This is a genomic window from Stutzerimonas balearica DSM 6083, assembly GCF_000818015.1.
Lineage (GTDB): Bacteria > Pseudomonadota > Gammaproteobacteria > Pseudomonadales > Pseudomonadaceae > Stutzerimonas > Stutzerimonas balearica.
This window is the reverse complement of record NZ_CP007511.1, coordinates 1,792,099-1,817,889: the sequence shown is the minus strand read 5'-3', so window position 1 is coordinate 1,817,889 and position 25,791 is coordinate 1,792,099. Positions and strand designations below refer to the sequence as shown.

Annotated in this window: 25 protein-coding genes; 9 read left to right on the top strand and 16 right to left on the bottom strand. The window is 66.5% G+C overall.

Going from position 1 to position 25,791, the window contains the following annotated elements; translation table 11 throughout:
- Positions 1-6: 6 nt before the first annotated feature.
- The 5 genes from CL52_RS08370 to CL52_RS08350 all read left to right on the top strand — a co-directional run bounded on the left by CL52_RS08370 (position 7) and on the right by CL52_RS08350 (position 6,038).
- Positions 7-693 carry an ABC transporter ATP-binding protein gene (locus CL52_RS08370; RefSeq protein ID WP_043219793.1) on the top strand — a complete coding sequence of 229 codons (687 nt, stop codon included), beginning with the start codon at positions 7-9 and terminating at the stop codon, positions 691-693.
- On the top strand, positions 690-3,191 hold the full coding sequence (locus tag CL52_RS08365; protein WP_043219790.1) for an ABC transporter permease: 2,502 nt from the start codon (positions 690-692) through the stop codon (positions 3,189-3,191). Before CL52_RS08370 ends, CL52_RS08365 begins: the two co-directional genes overlap by 4 nt.
- Before the next feature lie 49 nt (positions 3,192-3,240).
- Positions 3,241-3,738 carry a transcription elongation factor GreB gene (gene greB / locus CL52_RS08360; RefSeq protein WP_041105388.1) on the top strand — a complete coding sequence of 166 codons (498 nt, stop codon included), beginning with the start codon at positions 3,241-3,243 and terminating at the stop codon, positions 3,736-3,738.
- Between the two features lie 291 nt (positions 3,739-4,029).
- A complete protein-coding gene (locus CL52_RS08355; protein WP_041105386.1) occupies positions 4,030-4,968 on the top strand; it encodes a triacylglycerol lipase in 939 nt (312 codons plus the stop codon).
- A gap of 47 nt (positions 4,969-5,015) precedes the next feature.
- Positions 5,016-6,038: a lipase secretion chaperone gene (locus tag CL52_RS08350; protein WP_043219789.1), complete on the top strand. Its 1,023-nt coding sequence runs from the start codon at positions 5,016-5,018 to the stop codon at positions 6,036-6,038.
- 5 nt (positions 6,039-6,043) lie between these two features.
- Here CL52_RS08350 and CL52_RS08345 read toward each other — a convergent pair whose 3' ends face one another.
- Entirely contained in the window at positions 6,044-7,459 is a 1,416-nt protein-coding gene (locus CL52_RS08345; RefSeq protein WP_043219786.1) for an MltF family protein, read from the bottom strand.
- A gap of 148 nt (positions 7,460-7,607) precedes the next feature.
- Between CL52_RS08345 and CL52_RS08340 the strand changes: the two genes are divergently transcribed.
- Together CL52_RS08340 and CL52_RS08335 are read left to right on the top strand one after the other, a co-directional pair.
- A complete protein-coding gene (locus tag CL52_RS08340; RefSeq protein WP_043219783.1) occupies positions 7,608-8,417 on the top strand; it encodes a TatD family hydrolase in 810 nt (269 codons plus the stop codon).
- A 105-nt stretch (positions 8,418-8,522) separates the two neighbouring features.
- Complete coding sequence (locus CL52_RS08335) at positions 8,523-9,995, top strand: methyl-accepting chemotaxis protein (protein WP_043219781.1); 1,473 nt, start codon at positions 8,523-8,525, stop codon at positions 9,993-9,995.
- 6 nt (positions 9,996-10,001) lie between these two features.
- Here the strand turns inward: CL52_RS08335 and CL52_RS08330 are convergent, their stop codons facing one another.
- The 7 genes from CL52_RS08330 to selD form a co-directional block, all read right to left on the bottom strand.
- On the bottom strand, positions 10,002-10,799 hold the full coding sequence (locus tag CL52_RS08330) for an acyl-CoA thioesterase (protein ID WP_043219777.1): 798 nt from the start codon (positions 10,797-10,799) through the stop codon (positions 10,002-10,004).
- A gap of 117 nt (positions 10,800-10,916) precedes the next feature.
- Positions 10,917-12,914, bottom strand: coding sequence for a transglutaminase TgpA family protein (locus CL52_RS08325; protein WP_043219775.1), 1,998 nt, complete (start codon positions 12,912-12,914; stop codon positions 10,917-10,919).
- Positions 12,911-13,867: a DUF58 domain-containing protein gene (locus tag CL52_RS08320; RefSeq protein WP_041105373.1), complete on the bottom strand. Its 957-nt coding sequence runs from the start codon at positions 13,865-13,867 to the stop codon at positions 12,911-12,913. Before CL52_RS08320 ends, CL52_RS08325 begins: the two co-directional genes overlap by 4 nt.
- Positions 13,868-13,895: 28 nt before the next feature.
- Positions 13,896-14,813, bottom strand: coding sequence for an AAA family ATPase (locus CL52_RS08315; RefSeq protein ID WP_041105372.1), 918 nt, complete (start codon positions 14,811-14,813; stop codon positions 13,896-13,898).
- A 150-nt stretch (positions 14,814-14,963) separates the two neighbouring features.
- A complete protein-coding gene (locus tag CL52_RS08310) occupies positions 14,964-15,242 on the bottom strand; it encodes a hypothetical protein (RefSeq protein ID WP_041105815.1) in 279 nt (92 codons plus the stop codon).
- Positions 15,243-15,271: 29 nt separating this feature from the next.
- Positions 15,272-16,375 carry a tRNA 2-selenouridine(34) synthase MnmH gene (mnmH, locus tag CL52_RS08305; RefSeq protein ID WP_043219772.1) on the bottom strand — a complete coding sequence of 368 codons (1,104 nt, stop codon included), beginning with the start codon at positions 16,373-16,375 and terminating at the stop codon, positions 15,272-15,274.
- On the bottom strand, positions 16,375-17,409 hold the full coding sequence (gene selD, locus CL52_RS08300) for a selenide, water dikinase SelD (protein ID WP_043219769.1): 1,035 nt from the start codon (positions 17,407-17,409) through the stop codon (positions 16,375-16,377). Before selD ends, mnmH begins: the two co-directional genes overlap by 1 nt.
- A gap of 148 nt (positions 17,410-17,557) precedes the next feature.
- Here selD and CL52_RS08295 point away from each other — a divergent pair, with 148 nt between their 5' ends.
- Entirely contained in the window at positions 17,558-18,544 is a 987-nt protein-coding gene (locus tag CL52_RS08295) for a patatin-like phospholipase family protein (protein ID WP_043219766.1), read from the top strand.
- Between the two features lie 13 nt (positions 18,545-18,557).
- Here CL52_RS08295 and CL52_RS08290 read toward each other — a convergent pair whose 3' ends face one another.
- From CL52_RS08290 to CL52_RS08255, 8 genes are all read right to left on the bottom strand, one after another.
- Positions 18,558-19,640: an AI-2E family transporter gene (locus CL52_RS08290; RefSeq protein WP_043219764.1), complete on the bottom strand. Its 1,083-nt coding sequence runs from the start codon at positions 19,638-19,640 to the stop codon at positions 18,558-18,560.
- An 80-nt stretch (positions 19,641-19,720) separates the two neighbouring features.
- Entirely contained in the window at positions 19,721-20,527 is an 807-nt protein-coding gene (locus CL52_RS08285) for a DUF4892 domain-containing protein (RefSeq protein ID WP_043219763.1), read from the bottom strand.
- Positions 20,528-20,771: 244 nt separating this feature from the next.
- On the bottom strand, positions 20,772-21,629 hold the full coding sequence (locus CL52_RS08280; protein ID WP_043219760.1) for an alpha/beta hydrolase: 858 nt from the start codon (positions 21,627-21,629) through the stop codon (positions 20,772-20,774).
- Entirely contained in the window at positions 21,626-22,435 is an 810-nt protein-coding gene (locus tag CL52_RS08275; RefSeq protein WP_043219758.1) for an alpha/beta fold hydrolase, read from the bottom strand. The genes CL52_RS08280 and CL52_RS08275 overlap by 4 nt, the downstream gene beginning before the upstream one ends.
- 135 nt (positions 22,436-22,570) lie before the next feature.
- On the bottom strand, positions 22,571-23,011 hold the full coding sequence (locus CL52_RS08270; RefSeq protein WP_041105360.1) for a hotdog fold thioesterase: 441 nt from the start codon (positions 23,009-23,011) through the stop codon (positions 22,571-22,573).
- 51 nt (positions 23,012-23,062) lie between these two features.
- Positions 23,063-23,521, bottom strand: coding sequence for a phosphohistidine phosphatase SixA (gene sixA, locus CL52_RS08265; RefSeq protein WP_041105358.1), 459 nt, complete (start codon positions 23,519-23,521; stop codon positions 23,063-23,065).
- Positions 23,518-23,859, bottom strand: a complete 342-nt coding sequence (locus CL52_RS08260; RefSeq protein WP_041105356.1) for a DUF4389 domain-containing protein — start codon at positions 23,857-23,859, stop codon at positions 23,518-23,520. The genes sixA and CL52_RS08260 overlap by 4 nt, the downstream gene beginning before the upstream one ends.
- Positions 23,860-23,880: 21 nt before the next feature.
- Positions 23,881-24,903, bottom strand: coding sequence for an NAD(P)H-dependent glycerol-3-phosphate dehydrogenase (locus tag CL52_RS08255; protein ID WP_043219755.1), 1,023 nt, complete (start codon positions 24,901-24,903; stop codon positions 23,881-23,883).
- Positions 24,904-25,271: 368 nt separating this feature from the next.
- Between CL52_RS08255 and fabA the strand changes: the two genes are divergently transcribed.
- Positions 25,272-25,787 (top strand): 3-hydroxyacyl-[acyl-carrier-protein] dehydratase FabA, encoded by a 516-nt coding sequence (gene fabA / locus CL52_RS08250; protein ID WP_041105354.1) that lies wholly within the window; start codon positions 25,272-25,274, stop codon positions 25,785-25,787.
- Positions 25,788-25,791: the final 4 nt, after the last annotated feature.

The following is a 25,791-nucleotide window of genomic DNA, read 5'->3' as shown; positions in this document are numbered from 1 at the left end:
CTCCCCATGAGCGGCAGCATTCTCATCGCCCGGCACCTTAGCAAAGTGGTCTCCAGCGCGGAAGGCGAGCTGCGGATCCTTGACGACCTGTCGCTGGAGCTGGCAAGCGGCGACAGCCTGGCCATCGTCGGCGCGTCCGGCTCGGGCAAGTCGACACTGCTCGGTCTGCTGGCTGGCCTGGATTTGCCCAGTGCCGGCGAAGTGCTGCTGGCCGGCCACGCGCTCGAACGCCTCGACGAAGATGAGCGCGCCCGCGTGCGCGGCGCCCATGTCGGCTTCGTCTTTCAGTCGTTCCAGTTGCTCGAGAGCCTGACCGCCGAAGAAAACGTCATGCTCGCCCTGGAGCTCAAAGGGGCACAGCATGCGCGCAGGCAGGCGGTCGAACTGCTCGAGCGGGTCGGCCTCGGCCTGCGTCTGCACCACTATCCGCGTCAGCTGTCGGGCGGCGAACAGCAGCGCGTCGCGCTCGCGCGCGCCTTCGCCGCGCAACCTGAGCTGCTGTTCGCAGACGAGCCGACCGGCAATCTCGACAGCCAGACCGGCGCGCACATCATCGAACTGATGTTCGAGCTCAACCGCGAGCGCGGCACTACCCTGGTCCTGGTTACGCACGAAGAGCGTTTGGCACGCCGGTGCCGACGAGTCTTGCGCCTGGAGGGTGGTCGCGAGGTTCGCGACGAGGTGACGCAATGAACGCGGTTCCGGGCCGGCGCATCCTGCAGCTGGCGTGGCGACAGCTGCTGCGCGACGCGCGGGCCGGCGAACTGCGGGTACTGTTCTTCGCATTGCTCATCGCCGTCGCCGCCAGCACCGCGATCGGCTACTTCAGTGCCCGCCTGAACGACGCCATGCTACTTCGCGCCAGCGAATTTCTCGGCGCCGATCTGGTGTTGCGCGGCAGTGCGCCGGCCCAGCCGCAGCAGGTCGAAAGCGGCCTTGCGCTTGGCCTCGCGCATGCCCGCACGGTGGAGTTTGCCAGCGTCATCGCCACCGATGAGCAGATTCAGCTGGCCAGTATCAAGGCCGCCGACGACGCTTATCCCCTGCGCGGCGAGTTACGCAGCGCAGCCGCACCGTTCCAGCCAGAGCAGGTCGGCGGCGGGCCGCGGCCGGGTGAAGCCTGGGCCGAGGCACGCCTGCTTACTGCGCTCGGCCTGCAAATCGGCGACCACATCGAAGTCGGCGATCGGTCCTTGCGACTTGCCCGTGTCCTGACCTACGAGCCCGATCGGGTCGGAGACTTCTACAGCCTTACCCCGCGCGTACTGATGCACCTCGACGACCTGGCGGCCACGGGCGTGGTGCAGCCCGGCAGCCGGGTCAGCTACCGCGACCTCTGGCGCGGCGACGCCGCCGCCCTGCAGCGCTACCAGGACGCCATCAAGCCGGGTCTGCAGCCGAATCAGCGAATCGAGACCGCCGACGACAGCAATCGCCAGATTGGCGGCGCGCTGGGTCGGGCCGAGCGCTACCTGAACCTTGCCAGCCTCGCCGCCATCGTGCTCGCCGGCGTGGCAGTGGCGCTGTCAGCGGCGCGCTTTGCCAGCCGGCGTTACGACGCCAGTGCCCTGCTCCGTTGCCTGGGCCTCAGCCGACGCGAAGCTTTGGCGCTCTATGGCGCCCAGCTCGGCATGCTCGGCCTGCTCGCCAGCGCAGCTGGCGCACTGCTGGGTGTCATCGCACAGGCCGGCCTGTTCTATCTGCTGCGTGACCTGCTGGCTCAGGAAATCCCCGCCGCGACGCCCTGGCCGGCGCTCGCCGGCGTCGCTACCGGGCTGGTCGCGCTGGCAGGTTTCGCACTGCCGCCGCTGGCTTCGCTCGGGCGTGTGCCGCCGCTGCGCGTCCTACGCCGCGACATACTGCCAATACCGCCCAGCACTTGGCTGGTCTACTGCACTGCGGTAGCCGCTCTGGGGCTGATCATGTGGCGGCTCAGCCTGGATCTTCGCCTCACGCTGTCCCTGCTTGGCGGCGGGCTGCTCGCCACGGCCATTCTCGGCGGGCTGCTGCTCCTCGCGCTGCACGGGCTGCGTCGCCTGCTCGCCAACAGCTCTCTGGTCTGGCGCCTCGGCCTAGGCCAGCTGATGCGCAATCCGCTGGCGGCAGCGGGCCAGGCGCTGGCCTTCGGCCTGATTCTGCTGGCGATGGCGCTGATCGCCCTGTTGCGCGGCGAGCTGCTCGACGCCTGGCAACAGCAGCTACCTGCGGATGCCCCCAACCACTTCGTGCTCAACGTATTGCCTGCTGACAAGGACGCGTTCGCCACCCGGATCGATGCTCTCGCGGAACATGCCGCTCCGCTCTACCCCGTCGTCCCGGGCCGGTTGGTCGCGATCAACGGCGAACCGGTGCGTGAACTGGTCAGCAAGGATTCGCAGGGTGAGCGTGCGGTACGCCGCGACCTCAGCCTGACCTGGTCGGCCGATCTGCCGAACGACAATCGGCTGGTTGCCGGCCACTGGTGGCAGCCGGATGCAAGCTCGCTGCCAGGCGTATCGGTCGAAGCCGAGCTGGCGGAAAGCCTCGGGCTGACGATCGGCGACCGCCTCAGCTTCACCGTCGGCGGCATCAGTCGTGACGCCGAGGTGACCAGCCTGCGCGAAGTCAACTGGGACAGTTTCCAGCCGAACTTCTACATGATCTTCGCGCCCGGCACCCTGAAGGACCTGCCGACCACCTACATGACGAGCTTCTACCTGCCGGGCGGCCACGACCGTGATCTGGTAGAGCTGGCGCGGGACTTCCCCTCCATCACGCTGCTGCAGGTCGATGCCCTGCTCGCGCAACTGCGCAGCATCCTGACGCAGGTCTCCCTGGCGGTCGAATACGTGCTCGTCTTCGTGCTCGCCGCCGGGCTGGCGGTACTCTTCGCGGGCTTGCAGAGTACGCTCGATGAACGGGTTCGCCAGGGGGCGCTGCTACGCGCGATGGGCGCCGAGCGTGCCGTGCTCGTCAAGGCGCGCCGCGCGGAGTTCGGCCTGCTTGGCGCGGTCAGTGGCGTGCTCGCGGCGCTCGGCTGCGAGCTGATCAGCGCCCTGCTCTACCGATTCGCCTTCGACATCCCCTGGCAACCGCATCCCTGGCTGCTGGTGCTGCCCGTCATCGGCGCCCTATTGGTCGGCGGTGCCGGCCTGTTCGGTACCCGCCGCGCACTGAACGTCAGCCCACTGCGGGTATTGCGCGAGAACTGACGAGCCGCTCGGCACTACAATCGGCCGCCTTCTCTATCAGGAACATGTTATGAGCCGCTATCGCCCACCTCGTGCCGCCGGCACTCCCCTGATCACGCCCGAAGGCGAGGCACGCCTGCGTGCAGAGCTGCATGAGCTTTGGCATGTCCGGCGTCCGCAGGTCACCCAGGCGGTCAGCGAGGCGGCAGCGCAGGGGGATCGCTCCGAAAACGCCGAGTACACCTACGGCAAGAAAATGCTGCGCGAAATCGACAGCCGTGTGCGCTTTCTGACCAAGCGCCTGGAGAAGCTGAAAGTGGTCGGCGAGCGCCCGAGCGATCCGAGCCGGGTGTACTTCGGTGCCTGGGTCACGCTTGAGGACGAAGACGGCCAGCAGGCCCGCTACCGCATCGTCGGCCCCGATGAGCTCGACCTGAAGCAAGGGCTGATCAGCATCGATTCGCCGCTCGCGCGAGCATTGGTTGGCAAGGCACTCGATGCCGAGGTGCAGGTGCAGACGCCCACCGGCCCCAGACTCTGGTACGTCATCAGCATCGACTACCCGTGACCAGCCCATCAATTTGCGACCAAACAGTCACAATTTGCGGCCATCATCGCCGAATGGGTATCGATGGAACACTGCACAAGCCACCTTCGTAGCAAGCGGTAACAGCCCGCGAACACATCGAATAAAGGCGTACTGCCAGCATCACAGGAGCGCAACGCTCTGGGCCGTGCGCTCTGCGGGCGCAACGCCAATCTGGCACAAAACGTGCGCTTGCGATCGCGCAGTACGCGCCTGGCGCGGTGAACGGCAAGGGAATGCCCTCGACCCTTCACCTTTTCGATGAGTGCGTCCATGAAGAACAAGAACAGACTGCTTGCCCTGTCGCTGTGCGCGACGTGCGTGGCCGGCCTGAGCGAAGCCCAGACCGCCGCGGCCGCTGGCTACACCGAGACCCGCTACCCCATCGTGCTGACCCACGGCATGCTCGGCTTCGACAGCCTGCTGGGCGTCGACTACTGGTACGGCATTCCCCGCGCCCTGCGGCGTGACGGTGCCGAGGTCTATGTCACGGAAGTCAGCCAGCTGAACACCTCGGAGCTGCGCGGCGAAGAACTGCTCGAGCAGGTCGAGGAAATCGTCGCACTCAGCGGCAAGCCCAAAGTCAACCTGATCGGCCACAGTCACGGCGGCCCGACCATTCGCTATGTCGCAGCGGTACGGCCCGACCTGGTGGCTTCGGTGACCAGCGTCGGCGCACCGCACAAGGGTTCGGCTGTCGCCGACATGATCCGTCAGGTACCCGAAGGCTCGGCAGGCGAAGCCTTCCTCGCAGGCCTGACGAACGCCATGGGCGCACTGATCAACTTTCTTTCCGGCAGCAACAGCAGCGCTCCGCAGAATGCACTCGGCTCGCTCGAATCGCTCAACAGCGAGGGCGCTGCGCGCTTCAACGCGAAGTACCCCCAGGGCATCCCGACCAGCGCCTGCGGCGAAGGGGCCTACGTGGTCAAGGGTGTGCGCTACTACTCCTGGAGCGGGACGAGCCCGCTGACCAACCCACTGGATGTCAGCGACGCAATGATGGGCGCGGGCTCGCTCGCGTTCGACGAAGCCAACGACGGCCTGGTCGGACGCTGCAGCTCGCATCTGGGTATGGTGATCCGCGACAACTACCGGATGAACCACCTGGACGAGGTCAACCAGGTGCTCGGCCTGACCAGCCTCTTCGAAACAGACCCAGTGAGCGTCTATCGCCAGCACGCCAACCGCCTGAGGAACGCAGGCCTTTGACCCAGGGAGCCGGGCCCGGCCCGGCGCCCCTCTGGTAGGGCAGAACCATGAAACGAATCCTTGTTGTCGGCATCCTGGCGGCGCTGGCCGCCGTTCCGCTGTTCTGGTTAACACCACCGGCCCCTGCCCCGTCGCCCGCTGCCCAGGAGCAGGCGGCCGCCTCGCCCGTCGTTCTCGACGCCCACGGAGCCAACCAGGCCTTGCCCGCAGCTGCCGTGAAGCGGGCCGCCGCGCCGGCCGCGCTGCCGCTGTCCTTTCGCGGCACCCGCATCGACGGTGAGCTGCCAGTCGATGCCTCGGGAAACCTAGTGGTCACCGAGGGCGTGCGACGCTTGTTCGATTACTTTCTCAGCACTCTTGGCGAGGAGCCCCTGAGCAGCAGCGTACTGCGCTTGCGTACCTACCTCGAACAGCAGCTTCCGCCCGCCGCAGCGGAACAGGCAGGCGCCCTGCTGACCCGCTACCTGAACTACAAGCGCCAGCTGCTCGACCTGGAGCGGGGCTTTCCGCGCGCGGACGATATCGACGCTTTGCAGCGTCGCCTCCAGGCGGTGCAGGCGCTACGGGCCCGCCTGTTTTCGCCCCAGACGCACCAGGCGTTTTTCGCCGTGGAGGAACAGTACGATCGCTACGGTCTCGAACGCCTGGCGATCCGCCTGAATCCGGCGCTCACAGCGCAGCAGAAAGGCCAGGCCCTCGACCGGTTGCACGAATCCCTGCCCGACGAGCTGAAGGATGCCATCGTTCCTGGGCTGCAGCAGGCGCTACGCGAGCAGAGCGCCAGGTTGCAGGCCTCAGGCGGGACACCGCAGGCATTGCGTCAGCTGCGCCAGCAACTGGTCGGCAATGCCGCCACGCAGCGTCTGGAAGCCCTGGATGCAAGCCGTGACCAGTGGCGGCAGCGGCTCGCGGCCTACCGCGTCGAGAAGCGCAGGATCGAAGCGAGCCGTGGCCTCAGCGAGCAGGACAAGACACGCGCCGTGGCGCAGCTGGCCGCCGAACGCTTCGACGAGACCGAGCGCCTGCGGCTCGACGCCGCCGAGCGACTGGCGGCCGCGCGCGAGGGCTGAACCACTCAGTTGGCGGCGCTGCGCGAGTCGACCTCGAGCAAATAGCGTTCACGGTTGTAGGCGAGGTAGTACTTGTTGACGCTGTTGACGTAGGCCACCACGCCCATGCCAACGGTTTCCATGGCGACGCGCTCGACCTGGAAGAACCACTGATTCGGGTCGAGCCCGCGCCGCCGTGCCTCGGCCCGCATGCTCTGCACCCGCTGCGGCCCGAGGTTGTAGGCCGCCAGCGTGAACGCCATGCGCTCGCGCTCGTTGAGACGCGGGCTGGCGAAATACTGGCGGCGAATGCTGGCCAGGTACTTGGCGCTGGCATAGACGTTGTTATCGAGCTTATGGATGTCGGCCACGCCCAGGTTGCGTGCCGTGGCCTGGGTCACCTGCATGAGGCCGGTCGCGCCGCCACTGCCCTTGGCCGCCGGATTGAGCGTGGATTCCTTGAACGCGACGGCGGCGAGATTCAGCCAGTCCAGCTCCATCTTCGCCGCGTAGCGCTGCAAGGTCGGGCGAACCTTCTCGAGCCGCTGGCGGCCGACCCGATCGAGCGGATACTGAACCTTGTACAGACGGCGGTAGACGCGCTCGAACGCCGCGTCCTGGTTTTCCGGCGGGCGGTAGTCCTTGAGAAAACGGTCGATGCTGGCGCGCAACATGCTCGCCTCCTTGCGTACGAACCAGTGCATGTCGGCCTGGTTGCCGAGCCTGACACGGTCGTCGATCCGCAGCCGCGGCATCACCTTCGCCCAACGCTCGGCAATGGTTCGCTCCACCGCCGTCACCGGGTAGATGCCTGCCTGGACCATCTCCAGAACATCCTCGACCGCCAGCGTCGGATCGACCCACTCGACGACGATAGGCGCCAGCCCTCGCGCCAGCAGCCGCTCGTTGAGCTCGTTCACCGCCCTTCCGGCAGCACTACCCGGCGGCAGCGCCAGGCTGCGCCCCGACAGTTGCTCGAGACGCTGGTACTGCGGCCCACCCTTGCGCCCCACCAACACCATGTCGACATCACGCACCACCGGCCGGCTGCGGCTCAGCCCACGGCTATTGCGCGTATCGATCAGCTCGCCGGGTGCGACCAGATCGCCCTCGCCGCGCTGCAGCGCAGCAAGCAGCTGGTCCTTCGCCTTGGGAATCAACTTCAGCGTGATACCCTGGCCCTCGCCCCGCCCCCGGTCGAGAAACTGCTCGAAGGCACGCAAGCGCGCATATTCGACACCGATCGCCTCGCCCTTGATTTCGCCCGAGCTGTTGCGACTCTGGTTGATCAGCACCCGCAGCACGCCGCTGCGGCGAATGTCGGCCAGGTCGCGCACCGAGCTCGCGCCCGCATGCCAGGGATCGGGCCCCACCACCCGTGCGGCTGCCGACCCGGTCACGAGCATCAGCAGGCAGAACAGGAGCGACGCAAGGCGTGACATGGCGTGGCGATGACCTCTTCGGCGCAGGACAGCCAATCCCCGCCGGCAAAAAATGATGCGCAGCCTCTCACAGCCGGATGGCCCATGCCAATTCGGCGGACGGATGAAACCAGTCGGCGGCCATTGCCGCCACGATCGAGGAACACAAATGGAGCTGATCGACATTGGCGTCAACCTCACCCACCCTTCGTTCAGCCATGATCCGGCCGGCGTGGTCGAGCGCGCCGCGGCAGCCGGCGTCCGCCAGCTGGTACTGACCGGCACCAGCCTGGCGGAGAGCGAGGCGGCGCTTGCGCTGTGCAGGGCGCTCGACGACAGCGGCCGGCAGCTGTTCTGCACCGCCGGCGTGCACCCGCACGACGCCAGCCAGTGGAGCGCTACGACCGCCGATACGCTGCAAGCGCTGTATCAGGAGGACCGGGTACGAGCCGTTGGCGAATGCGGGCTGGACTTCAACCGCGATTTCTCCCCCCGGGAGCAACAGGAACGGGCGCTCGAAGCACAGCTGCAGCTGGCCGCCGAGACGGGCCTGCCGGTGTTTCTCCATGAGCGCGATGCCAGTCGGCGGCTGGCCGAGATCCTGCGGCCCTATCGCGACCACCTGGGCGCAGCCGTGGTGCACTGCTTTACCGGCGAGCGCCACGCCCTGTTCGATTATCTCGACCTGGATCTTCACATCGGCATCACCGGCTGGATCTGCGACGAACGCCGCGGCAGCCATCTGCATGCGCTGGTGCGTGAGATCCCGCGGGGGCGTCTCATGCTCGAAACCGACGCCCCCTACCTGCTGCCGCGCACGCTGCGGCCGAAGCCGAAGTCAGGGCACAACGAGCCGGCCTATCTGACCGAGGTGCTGCGCGAGGTCGCCCGCCATCGCGGCGAAAGCGAGGCCGATCTGGCCACGCATACCAGCGCTTGTGCGCGGGCCTTCTTCGCCCTGCCCGCTCCCGATCGGTGAGCGACGAGGAATGACTCAAGGTCCGGCACGACCTGCCGCTAAAGCGACAACGAACCGCGACGCCGTTCGCATTCACGCATAGGCCTGAACAGAAGAAGAAACTGCATGCTCGTCTGGATTCGCGACCTGTCGCTGAAGTACAAATTCTGGGCACTGAACATGGTGTCGTTCGTCATCGCCCTGTTGCTGGTGCTGTTCGCCATTCAGCTGGAACAGAGCAGTCGGGCGACCACAGCACAGGCTGAAGCGGCATCCCGCGCCGCCTTGCTCGCCAGCTGGCCGGCAGAGGCCGCACTGCCCAGCCTGCCGGGGCTGCGGGTATTCGCTCCAGGCGAGCCGATCCGCCTCGATACCGGCTCGCTACCGGCCACGCCCGGCTGGCACGCCCTCGACCATGAGCGCCTGCTCGGCGATCAGCCGGTCATCGGGGTGCACCTCGTCGCGCGCGGCGATGGCAGCCACATCGCAATGCCGGTGGCAGTGCCCAGCGTCAGCCAGGTGCTCGCCGAGCACTTCTTCAGTTATGCCGTCGCGGTCGCCGTGCTGATGCTCGGCCTGCTGGCCGCCTCGCAACTCCTGATCCGTTTCCTGCTCAGCCACCTGAACACGCTCAAAGACGTGATGCTGCATGTCGAGCGCAGCGGCGACCTCGCGGCGCGCGTACCACTCGACAGCCGCGACGAAGTGGGTCAGATGGCCGGCGCTTTCAACGCCATGCAGAACGGCTATCAACGGATCGTCGGCACCGTCGCCCAGGCCGCGGCGCGGCTCGATGAAGGCGCCTCGCGCCTGGCGGCCAGCATGAGCGACGTTCGTCAGGGCATGCTCGGGCAGCAGAGCGAAACCGACCAGGCGGCCACCGCGATCAACGAAATGAGCGCAACGGTCTACAACATTGCCGAACATGCCGGCGCCACCCGCGACGAATCGCAGAATGCCGATCAGCTGGCCAGTGCCGGCCATCAAGTGGTGGCTCGCGTCGAGCAGTCCATTTCCAGCCTGTCGACCGGCGTGCAGCAAACGGCCGAAACCATCGAGCAGCTGGCCAGCGACAGCCAGCGGATCAATGGCGTGGTGAGCGTGATTCACGGCATTGCCGAGCAGACCAACCTGCTCGCCCTGAACGCGGCGATCGAGGCGGCGCGCGCCGGCGAGATGGGCCGCGGCTTTGCCGTCGTTGCCGATGAGGTGCGCAGCCTGGCCAAGCGTGTGCAGGACTCCACGAACGAGATCACCGACATGATCGGCAATCTGCAGGGGATGACCCGCGACGCCGTGGAGTTCATGCGCGAGAGCCAGCTCAAGGCCGATGACTGTGTACGCGAGGCGCGCGAGGCCGCGCAGGCGCTCGAGGCGATCACCTCGGCCGTGGCCCAGATGCGTGACAGCAACGTGCAGATCGCCGTGGCGGCCGAGCAGCAGAGCCAGGTCGCCGAAGAGCTGAATCGCTCGGTGACCGGCATCCGGGACGTCACCGAGCAGACGGTGCAGCAGACCGTAGCGTCGGCCAGCACCAGCGCGGAACTGGCCGCGCTCTCCGGCGAGCTCAGCCGGGCGATCGGCCAGTTACGGCTCTGAGCCTCTTCAGCCGAACACCGTAACCGTCTGCCGGCTGAGGGCGATCAGCTCGCCGGCCGGCGTCCACAGCGCGGCGGCGCAGTGCCCGTAGCCGTCACGCGCGTGTTCGATCAGCGCGCGGTACTGACACCAGTCGTGGCTGTCGAGCAGCGGTAGCGGCTGGACGAACTCGATGGTCCAGGTCAGCGACGAGGCCGGCGCGAAGCTCTTCAGGTGCGGCAACAGTGCCGGCGGCCAGGCGTCGACCAGCGCCAGCAGATGGGCCTCGTTCATCGCTTCGCCGGTCGACTCGCCACGCTGACGCACCCAGCCGCCCATTTCGCGCGAGGGGTTGCCGCTGAATGGCAAGCCGCCGAGGCCCCAGCGCATCTCCAGATGCTGGGTAAACGCCGGCACCACGCCCGGGATATAGGGCAACGCCTGGCAGGCCTCGAGTGGCGGCATGGCCGGCGCCGGCTCGGCCGCCACCACGATCGCGGAGCTGCGCGGAGCGCCAAAGCTGCCCTGCACCAGCGTCACCACCTGGCCGTTCTGCACGGCCTTGCCGAGCATCTGGCTGACCGCCTTGCCTTCACGCAGCACCTGGGCTTCGAGGCTCACGGGTTCATCGACCGCCAGCGGCCCGACAAAGGTGATTGCCAGTGAGCGCAGCGGTCGCCCTTCCGGCACCTGGGCGCGCATCACCTCGTAAACCAGCGCTGCGGCCAGCCCGCCGAAACCGGCGCGGCCCTGGCCCCAACTGGCTGGTACGGTCACGGCCTGCGGGTTGTCACGCACGGCCTGGAGCATTTCGCGAAGGGTCATTGCCACCTCTTGGTCTTATCGTTGACGCACTATAGGACGCCCAGCCAGCCGGTGGCCGGCTGCAGCGGGCCCGAAATGATCACTCATGCCGGCCGCGAATGGCGCGAGATCTGCGAGTCAAACCGGCCGATCACTGCGCCTGCGGCGCCAGGGCAGCGCGCGTCGCAGCTGGCGCAGGGCAGCCGGCAGTTCATCGGCTCGCCCGACCTGGCCAGCGTATCGCTGGGCTTCGTAGCAGCGCACGAAGCGATCGATCGCCGCAGCCTGATCGGGGAGCTGGTGCGCGGCGCGCTGTGCAAAACTGCGCGGCCCCTCGCCCGGTGCCCGCATAATGCCGTGCCGCGCGAGCAGCCGCTCGAAACGCTGGAACTCGCGCAGCTGGGGATCGCCGCGCTGCCAGGGCTTGAGCAGGAGCAGCGCCAGCAGGCCGAGCAACCCGCCGATCGCCGCCACCAGGCCGATACCCAGCCGTGTTCCATCGACGTTGCCAAACCAGCGCTGCAGCAGGCCGCTCTGCGTATCCGCCTGGTAACCGAGCACCCAGCGCTGCCAGCCATAATTGAGGCTGTCCCAGGAAAATCGCAGCCGATCAATCCAGCCGATTCCGCGAAAACGCAGCAGCGACAGCGGCTCGTCATCGAACAAGGCGCGCTCACCGGCGAGCGCTTCCTGAAGCCCGCGTTCGACCCGCTCGGGGGCCACCTGGAAGGTCGGGTCGACGCTGACCCAGCCGCGCTCGGCCGTCCAATACTCGACCCAGGCGTGCGCGTCGAACTGGCGCACGGTGAGGTAGTCGCCCGCAGGATTGAATTCGCCGCCCTGATAGCCCGCCACGACACGAGCCGGGATGCCCGCCGCACGGAGCACAAAGGCCATTGCCCCCGCGTAGTGCTCGCAGAATCCGGCGCGCGTCTCGAAAAGAAATTCGTCGACGGCGTGCTCGCCCAGGGTTGGCGGTCTGAGCGTGTAGCGATACGGCTCACGGTGGAAGTGGCGCAGCACCGCCTGGACGATGACCTCGGGCTGCCCGCCCTCGCCAAGCATCTCGGTAGCCCAGGCGCGACTGCGCGGGTTGCCCGTCCCCGGCAACGACAGCGAGCGCCCAAGGCTGGCCGGCGCCGTCTGCGCCTCACGCCGGGCCGCCGGCCAGGAGCGCGCGCGGTACAACAGCGGCTGGTTTATCGGCCGTGGCGTCTGCAGGTGGAAGTCGGCCATCAGGCGCGCCGGCACGCCTTCGACCTGCGGTACATCGAGGCTGTAGAGCCAGGGCCGACCGCTGGGCTCCATCACCACGCTGTAGGCTACCGGCGCACCGCTCGGCTGCCAGTCCGGCGCCGCGAGCAGCTGTGCGGGTCGGGATTGCGACCAGCGCCGACCATCGAAGCGCTCGAAGGTGACCGCACGCCAGTACAGCGCTTCCAGCGGCGGAGCCGCGCCGTCGAAGCTCACACGAAAGGCGAGCGCCGCCGACTGCCCAAGGCTTGCGAGGTCGCCCGGCGCCATGCTGTCGGACAGCCCCGTGCTGCCGCGCTCCGGCGCCTGCGGCAGCGACCAGAGTGGTGGCAACCGCGGAAAGAACAGAAACAGCAGGACCATCACCGGCACGGCCTGCAGCAGCAGAGTGCCCGCCAGCCGCAGCATCGGCCACGGCCGGGTGACCAGGCTGCTCTGCTGCAGACCGATCAAGGCGGCCAGCAATGCGGTGACGGGCAGCAGGCTGTAAAGGCCGGCCAACAGGCCATCCTCGAACAGGTAGCTGGTCACCACGGCGAACAGGCCGAGAAACACCAGCACCAACGCATCGCGCCGCGTGCGCATTTCCACCAGCTTGAGGATGAACGCAGCGATCAACAACACGACGCCAGCCTCCAGGCCGACCAGGCTGCCGCGCGAAAAATACACGCCAAAGCCCGCGCCGAGCATCATCAGCGCCTTGGCCCAGCCTCGCGGATAGCGCGCACGCATTCGGAATATCTGCACACGCCAGCTGGCGCAGGCCAGCCACAGCGCAATGATCCACAGCGGCAGATGGCCCAGGTGCGGCAGGATCACCAGTACCTGCGCCACCAGCAGCCAGATCAGGCTATTGCGCGGAATCAACGCGGCAGCCGTCATACTGCCGACTCCGGTTTCGACGCATACAGGGCCAGCGCGCGCAGGCAGCGCTGCTGATGTTCGCTGCCGCTAGCCGGCCCGAGACGTTCGCCCGGCAGGCTCAGGCTGAATGGTTGGCCGTAGGCGCTCAGTTGCACCACCCAGTGACAGAGCGTCGAAAGGCGCGTCTCGACATCACCGGCCAGGGCCGCGAAGTCCAGCTCCGGATCGGAGCCTGCAAGGGCCGCGAAATCCTTGACCAGAAGTCCCTGACCACGGGAAAACGCCTTCCAGTTCAGACGCCGACGGGAATCGCCCGGCTGCCAGTGACGCAGGCCCTGGTAGTCGTCCGCGCCGGCGCCGCGCGCCTGGACGCCCTCGCCAGTGTCCAGCCCGGGCATCGAGGGTAGTTCGGCGACGAGCGGCCGCGGGTAGACCAGCGCGGCCAACTGCAGGTCGACCCAGCTCCAGGCCACCAGCAGCCCGAGCGGAAAGCGGCTTTCAACCCGCAACCGCCCGGGCCGCAGCCAGCCGCGTGTGGTGGCCGGCAGATCGAGTTCGACCTCCAGGCTGCCGGCGGCCAGCACATCCAGCAGGCGCATTCCGCTGGCAGGCCAGCCCACGGCGACTGCCTGATAGCTGCGCCCGCGGCTTTCCAGACGCACCTTCAACCGAGCCTGCTCACCGACGAAAGCGGCGCTCGCCCCACCAGCGTGCAGGACCAGGCCGGCCAGGTTGCGCCAAGTGTGCAGGATGCTGACCAGAAACAGCGAACCAAGCAGAAAGGTCATCGCGTAGGCCAGGCTGTTCTGATAGTTGATGGCTGCCAGCATCATCAGCAGCAGTGCCCCCAGAAAGGCCAGCCCGGTACGCGTCGGCATGATGAAGATCCGCCGCTGGTCGAGCCGTACACTCGGCGCAGGCGGAACACGCTGCAGCAACCAGCGGTCACGGAAGCGCGGCAGCAGCCTCAAGGCCGGGCGCCCTGTTCGAGTCGCCGCATCAGAGCGCCGGTACCTCGCGCAACAGCCACTGCACCAGCGCGCCGCCACCATGCCCGCTGGCATCGGCGCTTTCGCGCAGACGATGGCCGAGTACGGCCGGCAACACGGCCTGAACGTCTTCGGGAATGACATAGTCGCGGCGATCCAGATAGGCCCAGGCGCGCGCAGCCGCCAGCAGGGCCAGACTACCGCGCGGCGAAAGGCCCCAGGCGAACTGGGGTTGACTACGCGTCGCCTCGGCCAGACGCAGGACATAATCGACCAGCGCATCGCTGACACGCACCTGCGCGACATCCTGCTGAATCGCTGCGAGCGCGGCATGGTCGAGCAGCGGCTGCAGCTCGGGCAACAGTTCGCGGCGCGACTGACCCTGCAGCAGCGCACGCTCGGCGGCACGCGCGGGATAACCGAGCGACAAGCGCATCAGGAAGCGATCCAGCTGCGATTCGGGCAGGGCAAAGGTTCCGCTCTGGCTCACCGGGTTCTGCGTGGCGATGACGAAGAACGGCTGCGGCAGGGCGCGCGTGGCGCCCTCGATGGTCACCTGCCCCTCCTCCATGGCCTCGAGCAGGGCGCTTTGGCTCTTGGGCGTGGCGCGATTGATCTCGTCGGCCAGCACCAGCTCGGCAAAGATCGGCCCGGGGTGAAAGACGAAGCCGCCACTGTCCTTGTCGAACACCGAAGTGCCGAGAATGTCGCCAGGCAACAGGTCGGAGGTGAACTGGATTCGCTGGAAACTCAATCCCATGACCCGGGCCAGCGCATGGCTCAGCGTGGTCTTGCCCATCCCGGGCAGATCTTCGAGCAGGAGGTGACCGCGCGCCAGCAGGCAGGTGACGGCCAGACGAACCTGCGACTCCTTGCCCAGCACCACCTGATTGACGGCGGCCAGACAGGCCTCGAGTCTCGCTTGCATGGGAACCCCTTTCCCGTTCGATGGCCCGATGCTACTGGCCACACGCATCGGCGCCAAGCGGCTGAAACCTCTGATGACAAACCCGTCTCACCCGAGCGCCGGGCGCTTGGCGAGGGCCGGAACCGTCGCCAAGCCGGGAACGGATGCGGTTCAGCGCCCGGCGCGCGACTCGCTCAAGTAAAAGCGTGCCTTGCGTGCCTTCTCCGTGCAGCTGCGGAAGCCTTCGAACTGCTGCTGCGTCTTGGCCGCCGTGAGCAGCGCCATGGCCTTGGTATAGCTCACCGTCCCGGCGAAGCCTTCAGCCTCGGCAAGGCTCTGTTCCTTCCACGCCGCCTCGAGCTCGGCTGCGCAGCTGTCCCGGTAAGCCGTCTTGCCGGCACAGCCGGCCAGCAGCAATGCCAGCACAGGTACTGCCACCACGATCTTCATCGTCATAACCGCATCTCCTCTGGAGCCAATCATGCCTGCCGTTTCGATGCCCGCTGGCGCAGGTACTCGACCACCTCGGCCTGGGGGCCGGAAAACTCGATACGCTGCGCCTTGCTCTGCCGCTGGTAGGCGTACATAGGATCGTAGTACTCAGCGAGCAACGCTTCGATCCAGGCGCGATGCAGATCGACCTCGCCGCTGCGCGACTGCTCGGCCAGCGCCTGATCCATCAGCAGCGCGAGGCGCTTGTAGCATTCGCCACCCAGGCGCTTCTGGATATTGACCAGGCTTTGCTGCAAACGCTCGGCGAAGGCAGCGAAGCCCGTATCACCGAACTCACTGACGAACTCGGCGCACAGGTCGATCACGTAATCCTTGAGAATGCGTTCGATCCGGCCCTCCAGGCTGTCTTCCAGCCAGACCAGCGGGTAGGCCTGCATGCCTTGGAACAGCAGCAGGGGTATCGAGCAGCGGCCCACCAGGCGCGCCTCGTCTTCGATGACGAACTGCTGGGTACCGGCCGCGCGGTACTTCAGCAGGCGAATGGCCAGTGCGTTCTCGAAGTCGATCTGCGCCGGCTGCGGTGTTGCGCGCTTGCCGAAGCTCGAGCCGCGATGATTGGCCAGCCCTTCGAGGTCGAGGCTGTTGTCCAGCTGCGCCAGCACCTCGGTCTTGCCGGTGCCGGTCATGCCGCCGACAAGCACGAAGTCGCACTCGGCCACTGCCTGATCGAGCGTGTCGAGCAGGAAATGCCGCATCGCCTTGTAGCCGCCGACCACACGGGGGTAGTCGATGCCGGCCTCGCGCAGCCACTGCTGCACGATCTGCGAGCGCAGCCCGCCACGAAAGCAGTAGAGGTAGCCGTTCGGGTGCTGTTCGGTGAAGGCGGCCCAGGCCTGCATGCGCTCGTCCTTGACCTTGCCGGAAACCAGGCGGTGTCCCAGCTCCAGCGCGGCCTTCTGGCCGTGCTGCTTGTAGCAGGTCCCCACCTTCTGCCGTTCGGCATCGTTCATCAGGGGCAGGTTGACCACCCCGGGGAACGCGCCCTTGGCGAATTCCACAGGAGCCCGCGCATCCATCATCGGTATGTCGCTGAGGAAAATCGCGCGGTAATCGCTGGTGTCCGGGCGCATCAACGAACCTCTACTGCGTGGCTGCGGGCTTCGACCAGCTCGCCTATCGGCGCCAGGTCTAGCCCGAGCTCGGCTGCCAGCGCGAGGAACTCTGCTTCGCCTTCGGGCGCGACGGCGACCAGCAGGCCGCCGCTGGTCTGCGGGTCGCACAACAGGTCGCGCTGCGTCGAGGCCAGCTCGGCGATGCGGTGGCCGTAGCTATCGAAGTTGCGCTGGCTGCCGCCGGGCACGCAGCCCTGCTCGAGGTAGTACTCCACCCCCGGCAGGCGCGGAACGCGCGCGTACTCGATCTGTGCGGTCAGGCCGCTGCCATCGGCCATTTCCACGAGGTGCCCAAGCAGCCCGAAGCCGGTGACGTCGGTCATCGCCCGCACGCCTTCGAGCCTGGCGAAGCGGCTGCCGGCCGAATTCAGGGTGCACATCCAGTCGCGCGCCAGGCCGACGTCCTCGGCGCGCAGCTTGGCCTTCTTCTCCGCGGTGGTGAGGATGCCGATGCCGAGCGGCTTGGTCAGGTATAGCCTGCAGCCAAGCGCAGCGGTGTCGTTGCGCTTCATGTGGCGCTTGTCCACCACGCCGGTCACCGCGAGGCCGAAGATCGGTTCCGGAGCATCGATCGAATGGCCACCGGCCAGCGGGATGCCCGCCGCATCGCAGGCCGCGCGGCCGCCGGCGACCACCTCGCGCGCCACCTCGGGCGGCAGCAGGTTCACCGGCCAGCCAAGGATGGCGATGGCCATCAGTGGATCGCCGCCCATGGCGTAGATATCGCTGATGGCGTTGGTTGCGGCGATACGGCCGAAATCGAACGGATCGTCGACGATGGGCATGAAGAAGTCGGTCGTGGAGACCACACCGCGCTCTTCGTCGATGCCATAGACCGCTGCATCGTCGCGCGAGGCATTGCCGACCCATAGCCGCGGGTCGAGGTTCTGCGCACCGCTGCCGGCAAGAATGACGTCCAGAACCTTGGGCGAAATCTTGCAGCCGCAGCCGGCGCCATGACTGTACTGGGTAAGGCGGATCGGTTCGCTCATGGGAAATTCTCGACGCTCGAAACGGGCGGCGATTGTAGCAAAGGGCGCCCGCCCGGGCGCGTGGCCGGCAATCGCGGCCGAGCCTCTCCGGGGCCTTGCCGAGAAGCCCTGCAGGCGTGATGCTTGTGCTCTGGCAAGGGAGGATGGCATGAGCAAGAAAGTGGCCCTGGTACTGGGCTCGGGAGGCGCAAGGGGATACGCGCACATCGGCGTGATCGATGAACTGGAACGTCGCGGCTATGAGGTCGGCTGCGTCGCGGGATGCTCGATGGGCGCCGTGGTCGGCGGCATCTATGCTGCCGGCAAGCTGGGCGAGTACCGCAGCTGGATCGAGAGCCTGGACTACTTCGACTTGCTGCGCCTGATGGACCTGAGCTTCAGCATGGGCGCGATCCGCGGTGAAAAGGTCTTTGGCCGCATTCGCGAAATGCTCGGCCAGATCAACATCGAGGACCTGCCGATCCCCTATACCGCAGTGGCCACCGACCTGACGCATCAGCAGGAAATCTGGTTCCAGGAAGGCAGGCTGGAGCTTGCCATGCGTGCCTCAGCGGCGATTCCCAGCCTGTTCACGCCGGTGGTCCAGGGCACTCGCGTACTGGTTGATGGCGGCCTGCTCAATCCGCTGCCGATCGTTCCGGTGGTCTCGGCGCACTGCGACCTGATCGTTGCGGTCAATCTCAACGGCAACAACCATCGCCAGTATCCCCTGCCCGAGATCGAACGCGCCGGACGGTTCGACAACATGTTCACGTCACTCAGCGCCCATCTGCCGTTCTGGCGCAAGGAAGCGGGAGACGCGGCCGGCGCACTGCCGCACCTGCGCGAGACGGAGCTGATCGATCAGCCGCCCGCGGCGCCAACCGGCCAGGGCGCGCCGAAATCTGCTGAAGGCGCGACGGTAATGGACGTCAGCGGGCCGGCCTCGCTGCTGGATCTGGTCAACCAGAGCTTCGACGTCATGCAGTCATCGCTGACCCAGTACAAGATTGCCGGCTACCCGCCCAATGTGCTGGTGAACATTCCCAAGCGGGCCTGCCGCTTCTATGAGTTTCACAAGGCACAGGAGCTGATCGAGCTCGGGCGCATCGTGACCCGCGACGCGCTCAGCGCCTACGAACAGGAAGGCGCCTGAGCGCCCCGGGGCCCTAGGGGTGGTGCTCCGGGCGGGGGAGAATCGCCTCTTTCTTTGCCGCTTCCGGGACTTCCTTGACCAGCCAGTCGCTGAGCAGGCTGTAGGCCACGGCCAGGAGGGTCGGCCCCAGGAACAAGCCCATGAAGCCGAAAGCCAGAATGCCGCCGAAAACGCCGAGCAGCACGACGACCAGCGGTAGGTTGCCGCCGCGGCTGATCAGATAGGGCTTGAGGATATTGTCCACGCCGCTGATCACGAACATGCCCCAGATGCCGAGAAACACGGCCATCCCGTAGTCGCCCTGCCAGACCAGCCAGCCCACCGCCGGGCCCCAGACCAGTGGCGGGACCATCACGAAACTGAAGCCGAAGGTCAGCAGCCCGAGCACCAGTGCCGCCGGTACGCCGGCGATGCTGAAACCGATGTAGGCCAGTACCGCCTGTGCCGCCGCGGTGCCGATCACCCCGTTGACCACGCGCTGGATGGTGCCGGCGACCAGTTCGAGGTAATGCTCGGCGCGGTGGCCGATCAGCCGTGCCAGCATGCGCTCGGCGAAAGCCGCCAGATAGGGGCCGTCGCGATAGAAGAAGAAGACCAGAATCAGGCTCAGCGCCAGCTCCAGCATCCCGCCGCCGATACGCGCGCTGCGCACCAGCAGCCAGTTGCCGACCTGGCCAACGTAGGGCCGCAGCTGGGCGAACAGCGCGGTGCCCTGCTCGTCCACCGTTGCCCACAGCTCCAGCAGGTTGTCGCCGACCAGCGGGATATCGCCGAGCCAGGCCGGCGGCGCCGGCAGGCCGCTGACCTGCAGGTTGTGCAGCAAGGCGTTCACCTCGCGGATCTGGTCGGCGATGTTGAAGCCCAGCCAGACCAGCGGGATAGCCACCAGCACCATCCAGCCGAGTGTCAGCAGGCCGGCCGCGAGGCTGGCATTGCCCTTCAGCCAGCGCGTGAGCAAGCGCATCAACGGCCAGCTGGCGAAGGCCAGTACCGCTGCCCAGAACAGCGTTGAGGCAAAGGGCGCCAACACCCACAGGCAGGCGCCCAATAGCGCGAGGAGCAGAATCTGCGCCAGAAGGCGGTCATTGTTGAGCATCGAGGGCACCCGAGAGGAAGGAAACACGGCTCAAGCAAACGCAGCGGCCGGCGAGCGTCTATTGCACCCGCCCTGCAGCATCAGCGCAAGAGCCGGATGGTCAGACCGCTCTCGTCGGAGTCGTCGAGTTCCAGACGGCGAGCGCTGATGCGCTCGGCAATCAGGGCGTCCCGCCAGGCCGGCGCCGCGCGCCCGGCAATCGTCACCCGCAGGGTGCTGTCGAGCCGAAGCATGCTGGCCAGCAGCGCGCCCCAATCGGCCACCGGCTCGTCCGCCAGGCCTGCCAGACGCAGCTCGCCAGCACTGCGCAACTGGCGCAGCAACGTGGCGGCATTGGGCAGGATGTCGCCGAGCGGCTGCTCCGGCACGAGCTGCTCTACATGCAGATAGGGTCGACCGTTGCCGCGGGTGATGCCATATAGCGCGATCAGTCGATCAGCGGGCTCGCGCAGCCGCGCCAGCAGGTAGGCCTGCTGGGCATCCGGCCCGTAAAGCGTGGAACGTCCGAAAATCGCATTGGCCCAGAGACTGCTCGCACCGCAATCGCGCCCCTCGCACCAGTACAACAGCTCGGCCCCCTCCTCCAGGAGCTTCACACGCGCCTGATCGAAAGCCTCGATGCCGGCATGGGTTTCCGGCAATCGATAGGTGATGGTCGTCAGCTGACCGGAGGCGGCGACCTGCGCCGCCATTCGCAAACGCCCACTGATCCGGCGTACCGAATCCCTTGGGTAGATGCGCTCGGGTACAGCTTCCTGTCGGTAATCGACGATTCGCGCCTGCGGGTAGCGTGGCAAGGTCGCGAGGTCGGCACTGGCCGGAACGTCCGCGGCAGACGCCGCGGCACCGAAGATCAAACCCAATGCGGCCATTAGCCCTGTTCGCATAATGCTCCCTTGCCCTCAGTCGAAATCTCGGTACCGTTCGAGCAAGCGGAACACATCGGCACATGCGGTCTCGATACCACCCAGCGACACCCGCAACTGGCCGCGGTCGTTCCCGGCCTGACAGAGTGCGCAAAGGTCGGCCGCATCGCCCTGGTAGACGCTTTGCTGCCCGTCAGCGCAGCCTCACCAGTTGCCGGAACCAAGTCAAGCCAGGTTTGCCACCGGATCTTGCAGGACGCCTGCTTCAGCTCGAGAGGAAGGGGCCGAGCACCGCGGCCACCCTGGCGGCGCCTGCCTCATCATCCAGATGCAGATGGTGGCCGCCGGGCATGAGCTGCACCTCGAACGGGAAAGAACGCGCCAGCTCGAGCATGCCGGCCTCCTGCATCAAGCCACGCTCGGCCACGACGAGACTGGTCGGACAGCTGACGGCGCTGGCGAAGGCCAGCGCATGGGCCCGGGTCAGCCGCATCGGCGATGGCAGCGTCAGGCGCGGATCGGTGCGCCAGGTGTAACCGCCCGGCACAGGCATCAGCCCCCTCTGCGCCAGCAGCTCGGCCGCCTCATGACTGACCTTGACCGCTGCCTTCATGCGCGCGGCCACCGCCTGTTCGAAGGAGGCATGCACCGGCTTGCGCTTGCGCGCCAGGGCCAGTTGCGCCTTGAGAGCCTCACCCAGCTTGACCGGAGCGGCCTCGGCTTCGCCGGTATAGGGAATAAACGCATCGATCAACGCGAGGCGCTCGACGCGCTCGGGCCATGCCCCGGCCAGCAGCACCGACACGATCGCCCCCATCGAGTGACCGAGCAGCGAGAAGCGTTGCCAGCCCAGCTGCTCGGCGACCTGCAGGACATCATGTGCGTAATCCCAGATCTGGTAGGTCGCGCCGGGCGGGCGATGCTGGGAATGACCATGTCCCGGCAGGTCGAGCGCGACGATGCGCAGCCCGTCGAGCCTGGGTGCCAGGCGATGAAAGCTCGCCGCGTTGTCCAGCCAGCCATGCAGTGCGATGACTGGCCGGCCGTCGACCGGCCCGTACAGATGCGCGGCAATTTCGGTGTGCGGCAGCGTCAGGCGCGTTTCTTCGAACGGCACGCTCATGCGAAGCGCCCTCGCAAGCTTGCCTCACTCCACTCGCCGAGCAGCTGGCGCAGCACGCCAGCCGTTTCCAGCGGCCGCTCGAACGGAAACATATGCCCACCCGGCACGCTCAGCGCGCGGCCATGCGGCATCAGCCGCAGCAGGTAGCTGTGATGCGGCATCACCACGTTGCTCTTTTCGCCGCGCACCATGGCAACCGGCACCTGCAGAGTCGGTGGCCAGCCCGGGGTGAGGTGCGGAACGCTGCGGTAGATGCGAATCTCCGTTTCCGGATCGAACCGCAGGCGCAAGCCCTGCTCATCCTCGGTCAGGCCATGCTCGACATAGGCATCCAGACATTCGGGATCGAAATCACGGAACAACGCCTTGTCGGCGAAGTAGTCGCGGGCCTGCTGGCGGTCATCGAAGCGCTCCCGACGTCCCAGTGTGCGGCCGGCAGGCGTCAGGCGGTCGATGAATCCCAGCCGCTTGGCCAGCCAGATCACTGTCTGATCGAACCAGGTTGGCACCGGCGAATCGAGCATCACCACGCCGCGGTACAGCTCAGGGTGTCGCAATGCGGTGTGGTAATGAAGGATGCCACCCATCGAGTGCCCGACGCCCCAGACCGGCTGATCGAGGCGCGACAATCGCTGCGCCAGCTCCTCGACCAGATTCGTCCAGTTGTCATCGACCGGAAACAGCGGGTCGTGCCCATGCAGACCGATATGGGTGACTTCGAAATCCGGCGCCAGCGCGTCGAACATCTTGCCGTAGGTGGCACAGGGGAAGCCGTTGGCGTGGGCGAAAAAGATGCGCTGTGACATGAGCCTGCAGAATGGATCCAGAGAGCACCCATTGTCTGGCGCCACAGGGGGCGCGGCAATCGCCATGGCTATGCGGAATGGGCGTCATTCATGCCAAACAGCGGGCCATCACCGACCCGCTGGCCACGGCGCCGCTCAGCTTGTCGCCGTGGTCGGCAACGGAACGATCGCCACGGTCAGCCGCGAAATGCAGCTGGCCTTTCCGTCGTCGCCGGTCAGCCGAATATCCCAGACATGCGTCGAGCGCCCCAGGTGAACAGGGCGACACACGCCGGTCACCCGGCCGCTGCGCAAGCCACGTAGATGGTTGGCATTGACTTCCAGACCGACGCAGTAGAAGCGCGACGTGTCGATGCAGTGATAGCTGGCCATCGAGCCAAGGGTTTCGGCCAGCACCACGGAAGCACCGCCGTGCAAAAGGCCGAAGGGCTGATGGGTCCGCGAATCGACCGGCATACTCGCAGTGATCGACTCGTCATCGAACGCCTCGAAACGGATGTCGAGCAGCTCGCTGATGGTGTTCTTGCGGTTTTCATGCAGTTGAGCCAGATCCGGCTCGCGCTTCCAGATGCCCACAGGCGTTCTCCGTCGTTCTTATTGGATGGATCGGGCGCGCTGCGCGCCGCGTCAGCGACTGTGACGCAGCGAAGCGAGCGACATCAACCCGGCTGCCAGCTGCTCGCCCTCGAGTTCGGCAAGCGACGCGGTGCCCATGGGTAGCGCGTCGCCACGGCTACCGGTAACCAGCCAGCCGCCCAGCGCACCGACAAATGGCTGATGGGTCACCAGCAGCAGCTCCTGTTCGCTGCGACGGTCCAGATAGAGCATGGCATCACGCAGGTCGGTGTCCGGGGTCAGCCAGTTCACCGTTTCGATCGGTGCTGCAAAACCAAGCGCCTGGCGTACCAGCTCGGCGGTCTGCTGCGCACGCAGGTAGGGGCTCGCAAGGATCGCTTGCAGCGGCCGGCCCTGCAGATGCGCGGCACTTTGCGTGACTTCATCGCGGCCGTGCGGGGTGAGGCTGCGCTCGGCATCGGTGCGCGCCCGCGGCTCGGCCTCCCCGTGACGCAACAGCCACAGCCTCATGGCGCCGGCTCTTGGCGCGGCGGCTCAGGCTCGCTCGGCGAGCGCGGCGCTGCCTGCAGATCCGCCGGGCGCGCCGTCGGCCAGTCGGACAACGGCCAAGGCTTGTGATCGGTATTGAAAGTGCCGAAACGGCCGATCTGCGCGATGTACTGGCTGAGGCTGTCGCCAAAGGCCTGCAAACTGGCGTCGGGCTGGCCTTTCATCAGACGCAGCACCAGCTGCAGCAGGACCACGGCGAGCAGCAGCAGCTCGGCCAGCTGCCAGGCAAAGAAGAAAACCAGCATCCACACGGCTCGCAGGATCAGCGACTCGCGCTCGGCGGTACGGTTGGCGTCCATTACATTCTCCGGCTTGTGATGTCAGAAACCGTCCGTGGAAATGAAATCCACGTCGGTCTTGGGCTCGCCGCGCATCAGCACGCCGATGACCTGATCGAGCGTACGCCCCTCGAAAAGCACCGCATGCAGGCCTGCGACGAGCGGCATGTAGACCTGCAGTTCCTCGGCCTTGGCCTTGAGCACCTTGATCGTGTTGACACCTTCGGCCACCTCGCCCAGGCGCGAGACGGCCTCTTCCAGGCTCAGCCCCTGCCCCAGTGCGTAGCCGACCTGAAAATTGCGGCTCTTCGACGAGGTGCAGGTGACGATCAGATCGCCTACCCCGGCCAGCCCGAGAAAGGTCATCGGATTGGCGCCCAGGCGCACGGCGAAGCGTGTCATTTCTGCCAGCGCGCGGGTTATGAGCATGCTGCGGGTGTTTTCGCCCATGCCGAGCGCCGCCGCCATGCCGGCCATGATCGCGTAGACATTCTTCAGGGCGCCGCCGAGTTCCACGCCAAAACGGTCGGCACTCGCGTAGACCCGGAACGTACGGCCATGCAGCACCGCCTGCACCGCCCGGCACAACGCTTCGTCATCGCTGGCGACAACGGTCGCGGTCAGCGCATGCTCGGCGACTTCGCGTGCCAGATTGGGTCCGGACAGCACACCGATCCGGGCGTCTGGAGCGACCTGCTCGAGAATCTGGCTCATCAGCATGAAGCCCTGCGCCTCGATGCCCTTGGTGGTGCTGACGAGCATCTTGCCGGCCAGTTGAGCTGCGCAAGGCTGCAGCACCTGGCGCAGCGCCGATGAGGGCAACGCGACGAACACTAGCTCGCAGGCCGCGAGCGTGGCGTTCAGATCGGTGGTCGCCTGCACCGTCGGCAGCAGGTCGATACCCTTCAGGTAGCGCGGATTCTGGCGCAGCGTACGGATGCTCTCGGCCTGCTGCTCGTCACGCATCCAGAGCAGGACGTCGTGCCCGTTCTCAGCCAGCAGGTTGGCGATCGCGGTACCAAAACTGCCGCCACCGAGCACGGCAATGGGTTGCTTCGTTGTCATGAATCTTCCGAATTTAGCCTTTTCGGCAGTGCCGGCATTATACGTCGCGAAGCAGGGGCGGCCAGCGCTGTGCTGCGGTGCCAAAGCACTCCCCTGCGACAAACTGACGGCCCCTGGGGCCGGCCGTGCAACGTTGGTCTAGGTCAACAAGCGGGCTAGTAGTTCTTCGCAGCCAGGCCAGTGGTGTTAAAGTAGCCGACCAATTTTGTCGCTGCGCCCGCGGGCGCCCGCGCAGGCACGTATTGCCGCGCTGTGACTTTCAGCACAGCGCGGCAGTCTATGTGCTTAGTGTTTATGATCAGGCCTCCATTGCCAGGCCCGGTGAATGCAGCAAGCCCCTTCGATGAGGGGCCCATTGAGGAAAACGCATGACCAAACAACACGCCTTTACCCGGGAAGATCTGCTTCGTTGCAGCCGCGGCGAACTGTTCGGCCCCGGTAACGCGCAACTGCCCGCCCCGAACATGCTGATGGTCGATCGCATCACGCACATCAGCGAAGTGGGTGGCAAGTACGGCAAGGGCGAGCTGGTCGCCGAGCTGGATATCAATCCAGACCTGTGGTTCTTCGGCTGCCACTTCCTCGGCGACCCGGTCATGCCCGGTTGCCTCGGCCTCGACGCCATGTGGCAGCTGGTCGGTTTCTACCTGGGCTGGCAGGGCAATCCCGGCCGCGGCCGCGCGCTCGGCTCCGGCGAGGTCAAATTCTTCGGTCAGGTGCTGCCGACCGCCAAGAAGGTGACCTACAACATCCACATCAAGCGCACCATCAATCGCTCGCTGATCCTCGGTATCGCCGACGGTACCGTCAGCGTCGACGGGCGCGAGATCTATAGTGCTGAAGGGCTGCGTGTCGGCCTGTTCACCTCCACTGACAGTTTCTGAAGGA

Excerpts from the sequence above, each read along its gene's own strand:
- mnmH (WP_043219772.1), bottom strand. The coding sequence starts at position 16,375 with ATGCGCCCGGACACCAGCGATTACCGCGCGATTTTCCTCAGCGACATA.
- CL52_RS08355 (WP_041105386.1), top strand. The coding sequence starts at position 4,030 with ATGAAGAACAAGAACAGACTGCTTGCCCTGTCGCTGTGCGCGACGTGC.
- greB (WP_041105388.1), top strand. The coding sequence starts at position 3,241 with ATGAGCCGCTATCGCCCACCTCGTGCCGCCGGCACTCCCCTGATCACG.
- CL52_RS08370 (WP_043219793.1), top strand. The coding sequence starts at position 7 with ATGAGCGGCAGCATTCTCATCGCCCGGCACCTTAGCAAAGTGGTCTCC.
- CL52_RS08310 (WP_041105815.1), bottom strand. The coding sequence starts at position 15,242 with ATGAAGATCGTGGTGGCAGTACCTGTGCTGGCATTGCTGCTGGCCGGC.
- CL52_RS08255 (WP_043219755.1), bottom strand. The coding sequence starts at position 24,903 with ATGACAACGAAGCAACCCATTGCCGTGCTCGGTGGCGGCAGTTTTGGT.
- CL52_RS08350 (WP_043219789.1), top strand. The coding sequence starts at position 5,016 with ATGAAACGAATCCTTGTTGTCGGCATCCTGGCGGCGCTGGCCGCCGTT.
- CL52_RS08345 (WP_043219786.1), bottom strand. The coding sequence starts at position 7,459 with ATGTCACGCCTTGCGTCGCTCCTGTTCTGCCTGCTGATGCTCGTGACC.
- sixA (WP_041105358.1), bottom strand. The coding sequence starts at position 23,521 with ATGAGGCTGTGGCTGTTGCGTCACGGGGAGGCCGAGCCGCGGGCGCGC.
- CL52_RS08315 (WP_041105372.1), bottom strand. The coding sequence starts at position 14,813 with ATGCAAGCGAGACTCGAGGCCTGTCTGGCCGCCGTCAATCAGGTGGTG.
- CL52_RS08260 (WP_041105356.1), bottom strand. The coding sequence starts at position 23,859 with ATGGACGCCAACCGTACCGCCGAGCGCGAGTCGCTGATCCTGCGAGCC.
- CL52_RS08280 (WP_043219760.1), bottom strand. The coding sequence starts at position 21,629 with ATGAGCGTGCCGTTCGAAGAAACGCGCCTGACGCTGCCGCACACCGAA.
- CL52_RS08325 (WP_043219775.1), bottom strand. The coding sequence starts at position 12,914 with ATGACGGCTGCCGCGTTGATTCCGCGCAATAGCCTGATCTGGCTGCTG.
- CL52_RS08290 (WP_043219764.1), bottom strand. The coding sequence starts at position 19,640 with ATGCTCAACAATGACCGCCTTCTGGCGCAGATTCTGCTCCTCGCGCTA.
- CL52_RS08295 (WP_043219766.1), top strand. The coding sequence starts at position 17,558 with ATGAGCAAGAAAGTGGCCCTGGTACTGGGCTCGGGAGGCGCAAGGGGA.
- CL52_RS08365 (WP_043219790.1), top strand. The coding sequence starts at position 690 with ATGAACGCGGTTCCGGGCCGGCGCATCCTGCAGCTGGCGTGGCGACAG.
- selD (WP_043219769.1), bottom strand. The coding sequence starts at position 17,409 with ATGAGCGAACCGATCCGCCTTACCCAGTACAGTCATGGCGCCGGCTGC.
- CL52_RS08285 (WP_043219763.1), bottom strand. The coding sequence starts at position 20,527 with ATGCGAACAGGGCTAATGGCCGCATTGGGTTTGATCTTCGGTGCCGCG.
- CL52_RS08335 (WP_043219781.1), top strand. The coding sequence starts at position 8,523 with ATGCTCGTCTGGATTCGCGACCTGTCGCTGAAGTACAAATTCTGGGCA.
- CL52_RS08330 (WP_043219777.1), bottom strand. The coding sequence starts at position 10,799 with ATGACCCTTCGCGAAATGCTCCAGGCCGTGCGTGACAACCCGCAGGCC.
- fabA (WP_041105354.1), top strand. The coding sequence starts at position 25,272 with ATGACCAAACAACACGCCTTTACCCGGGAAGATCTGCTTCGTTGCAGC.
- CL52_RS08275 (WP_043219758.1), bottom strand. The coding sequence starts at position 22,435 with ATGTCACAGCGCATCTTTTTCGCCCACGCCAACGGCTTCCCCTGTGCC.
- CL52_RS08340 (WP_043219783.1), top strand. The coding sequence starts at position 7,608 with ATGGAGCTGATCGACATTGGCGTCAACCTCACCCACCCTTCGTTCAGC.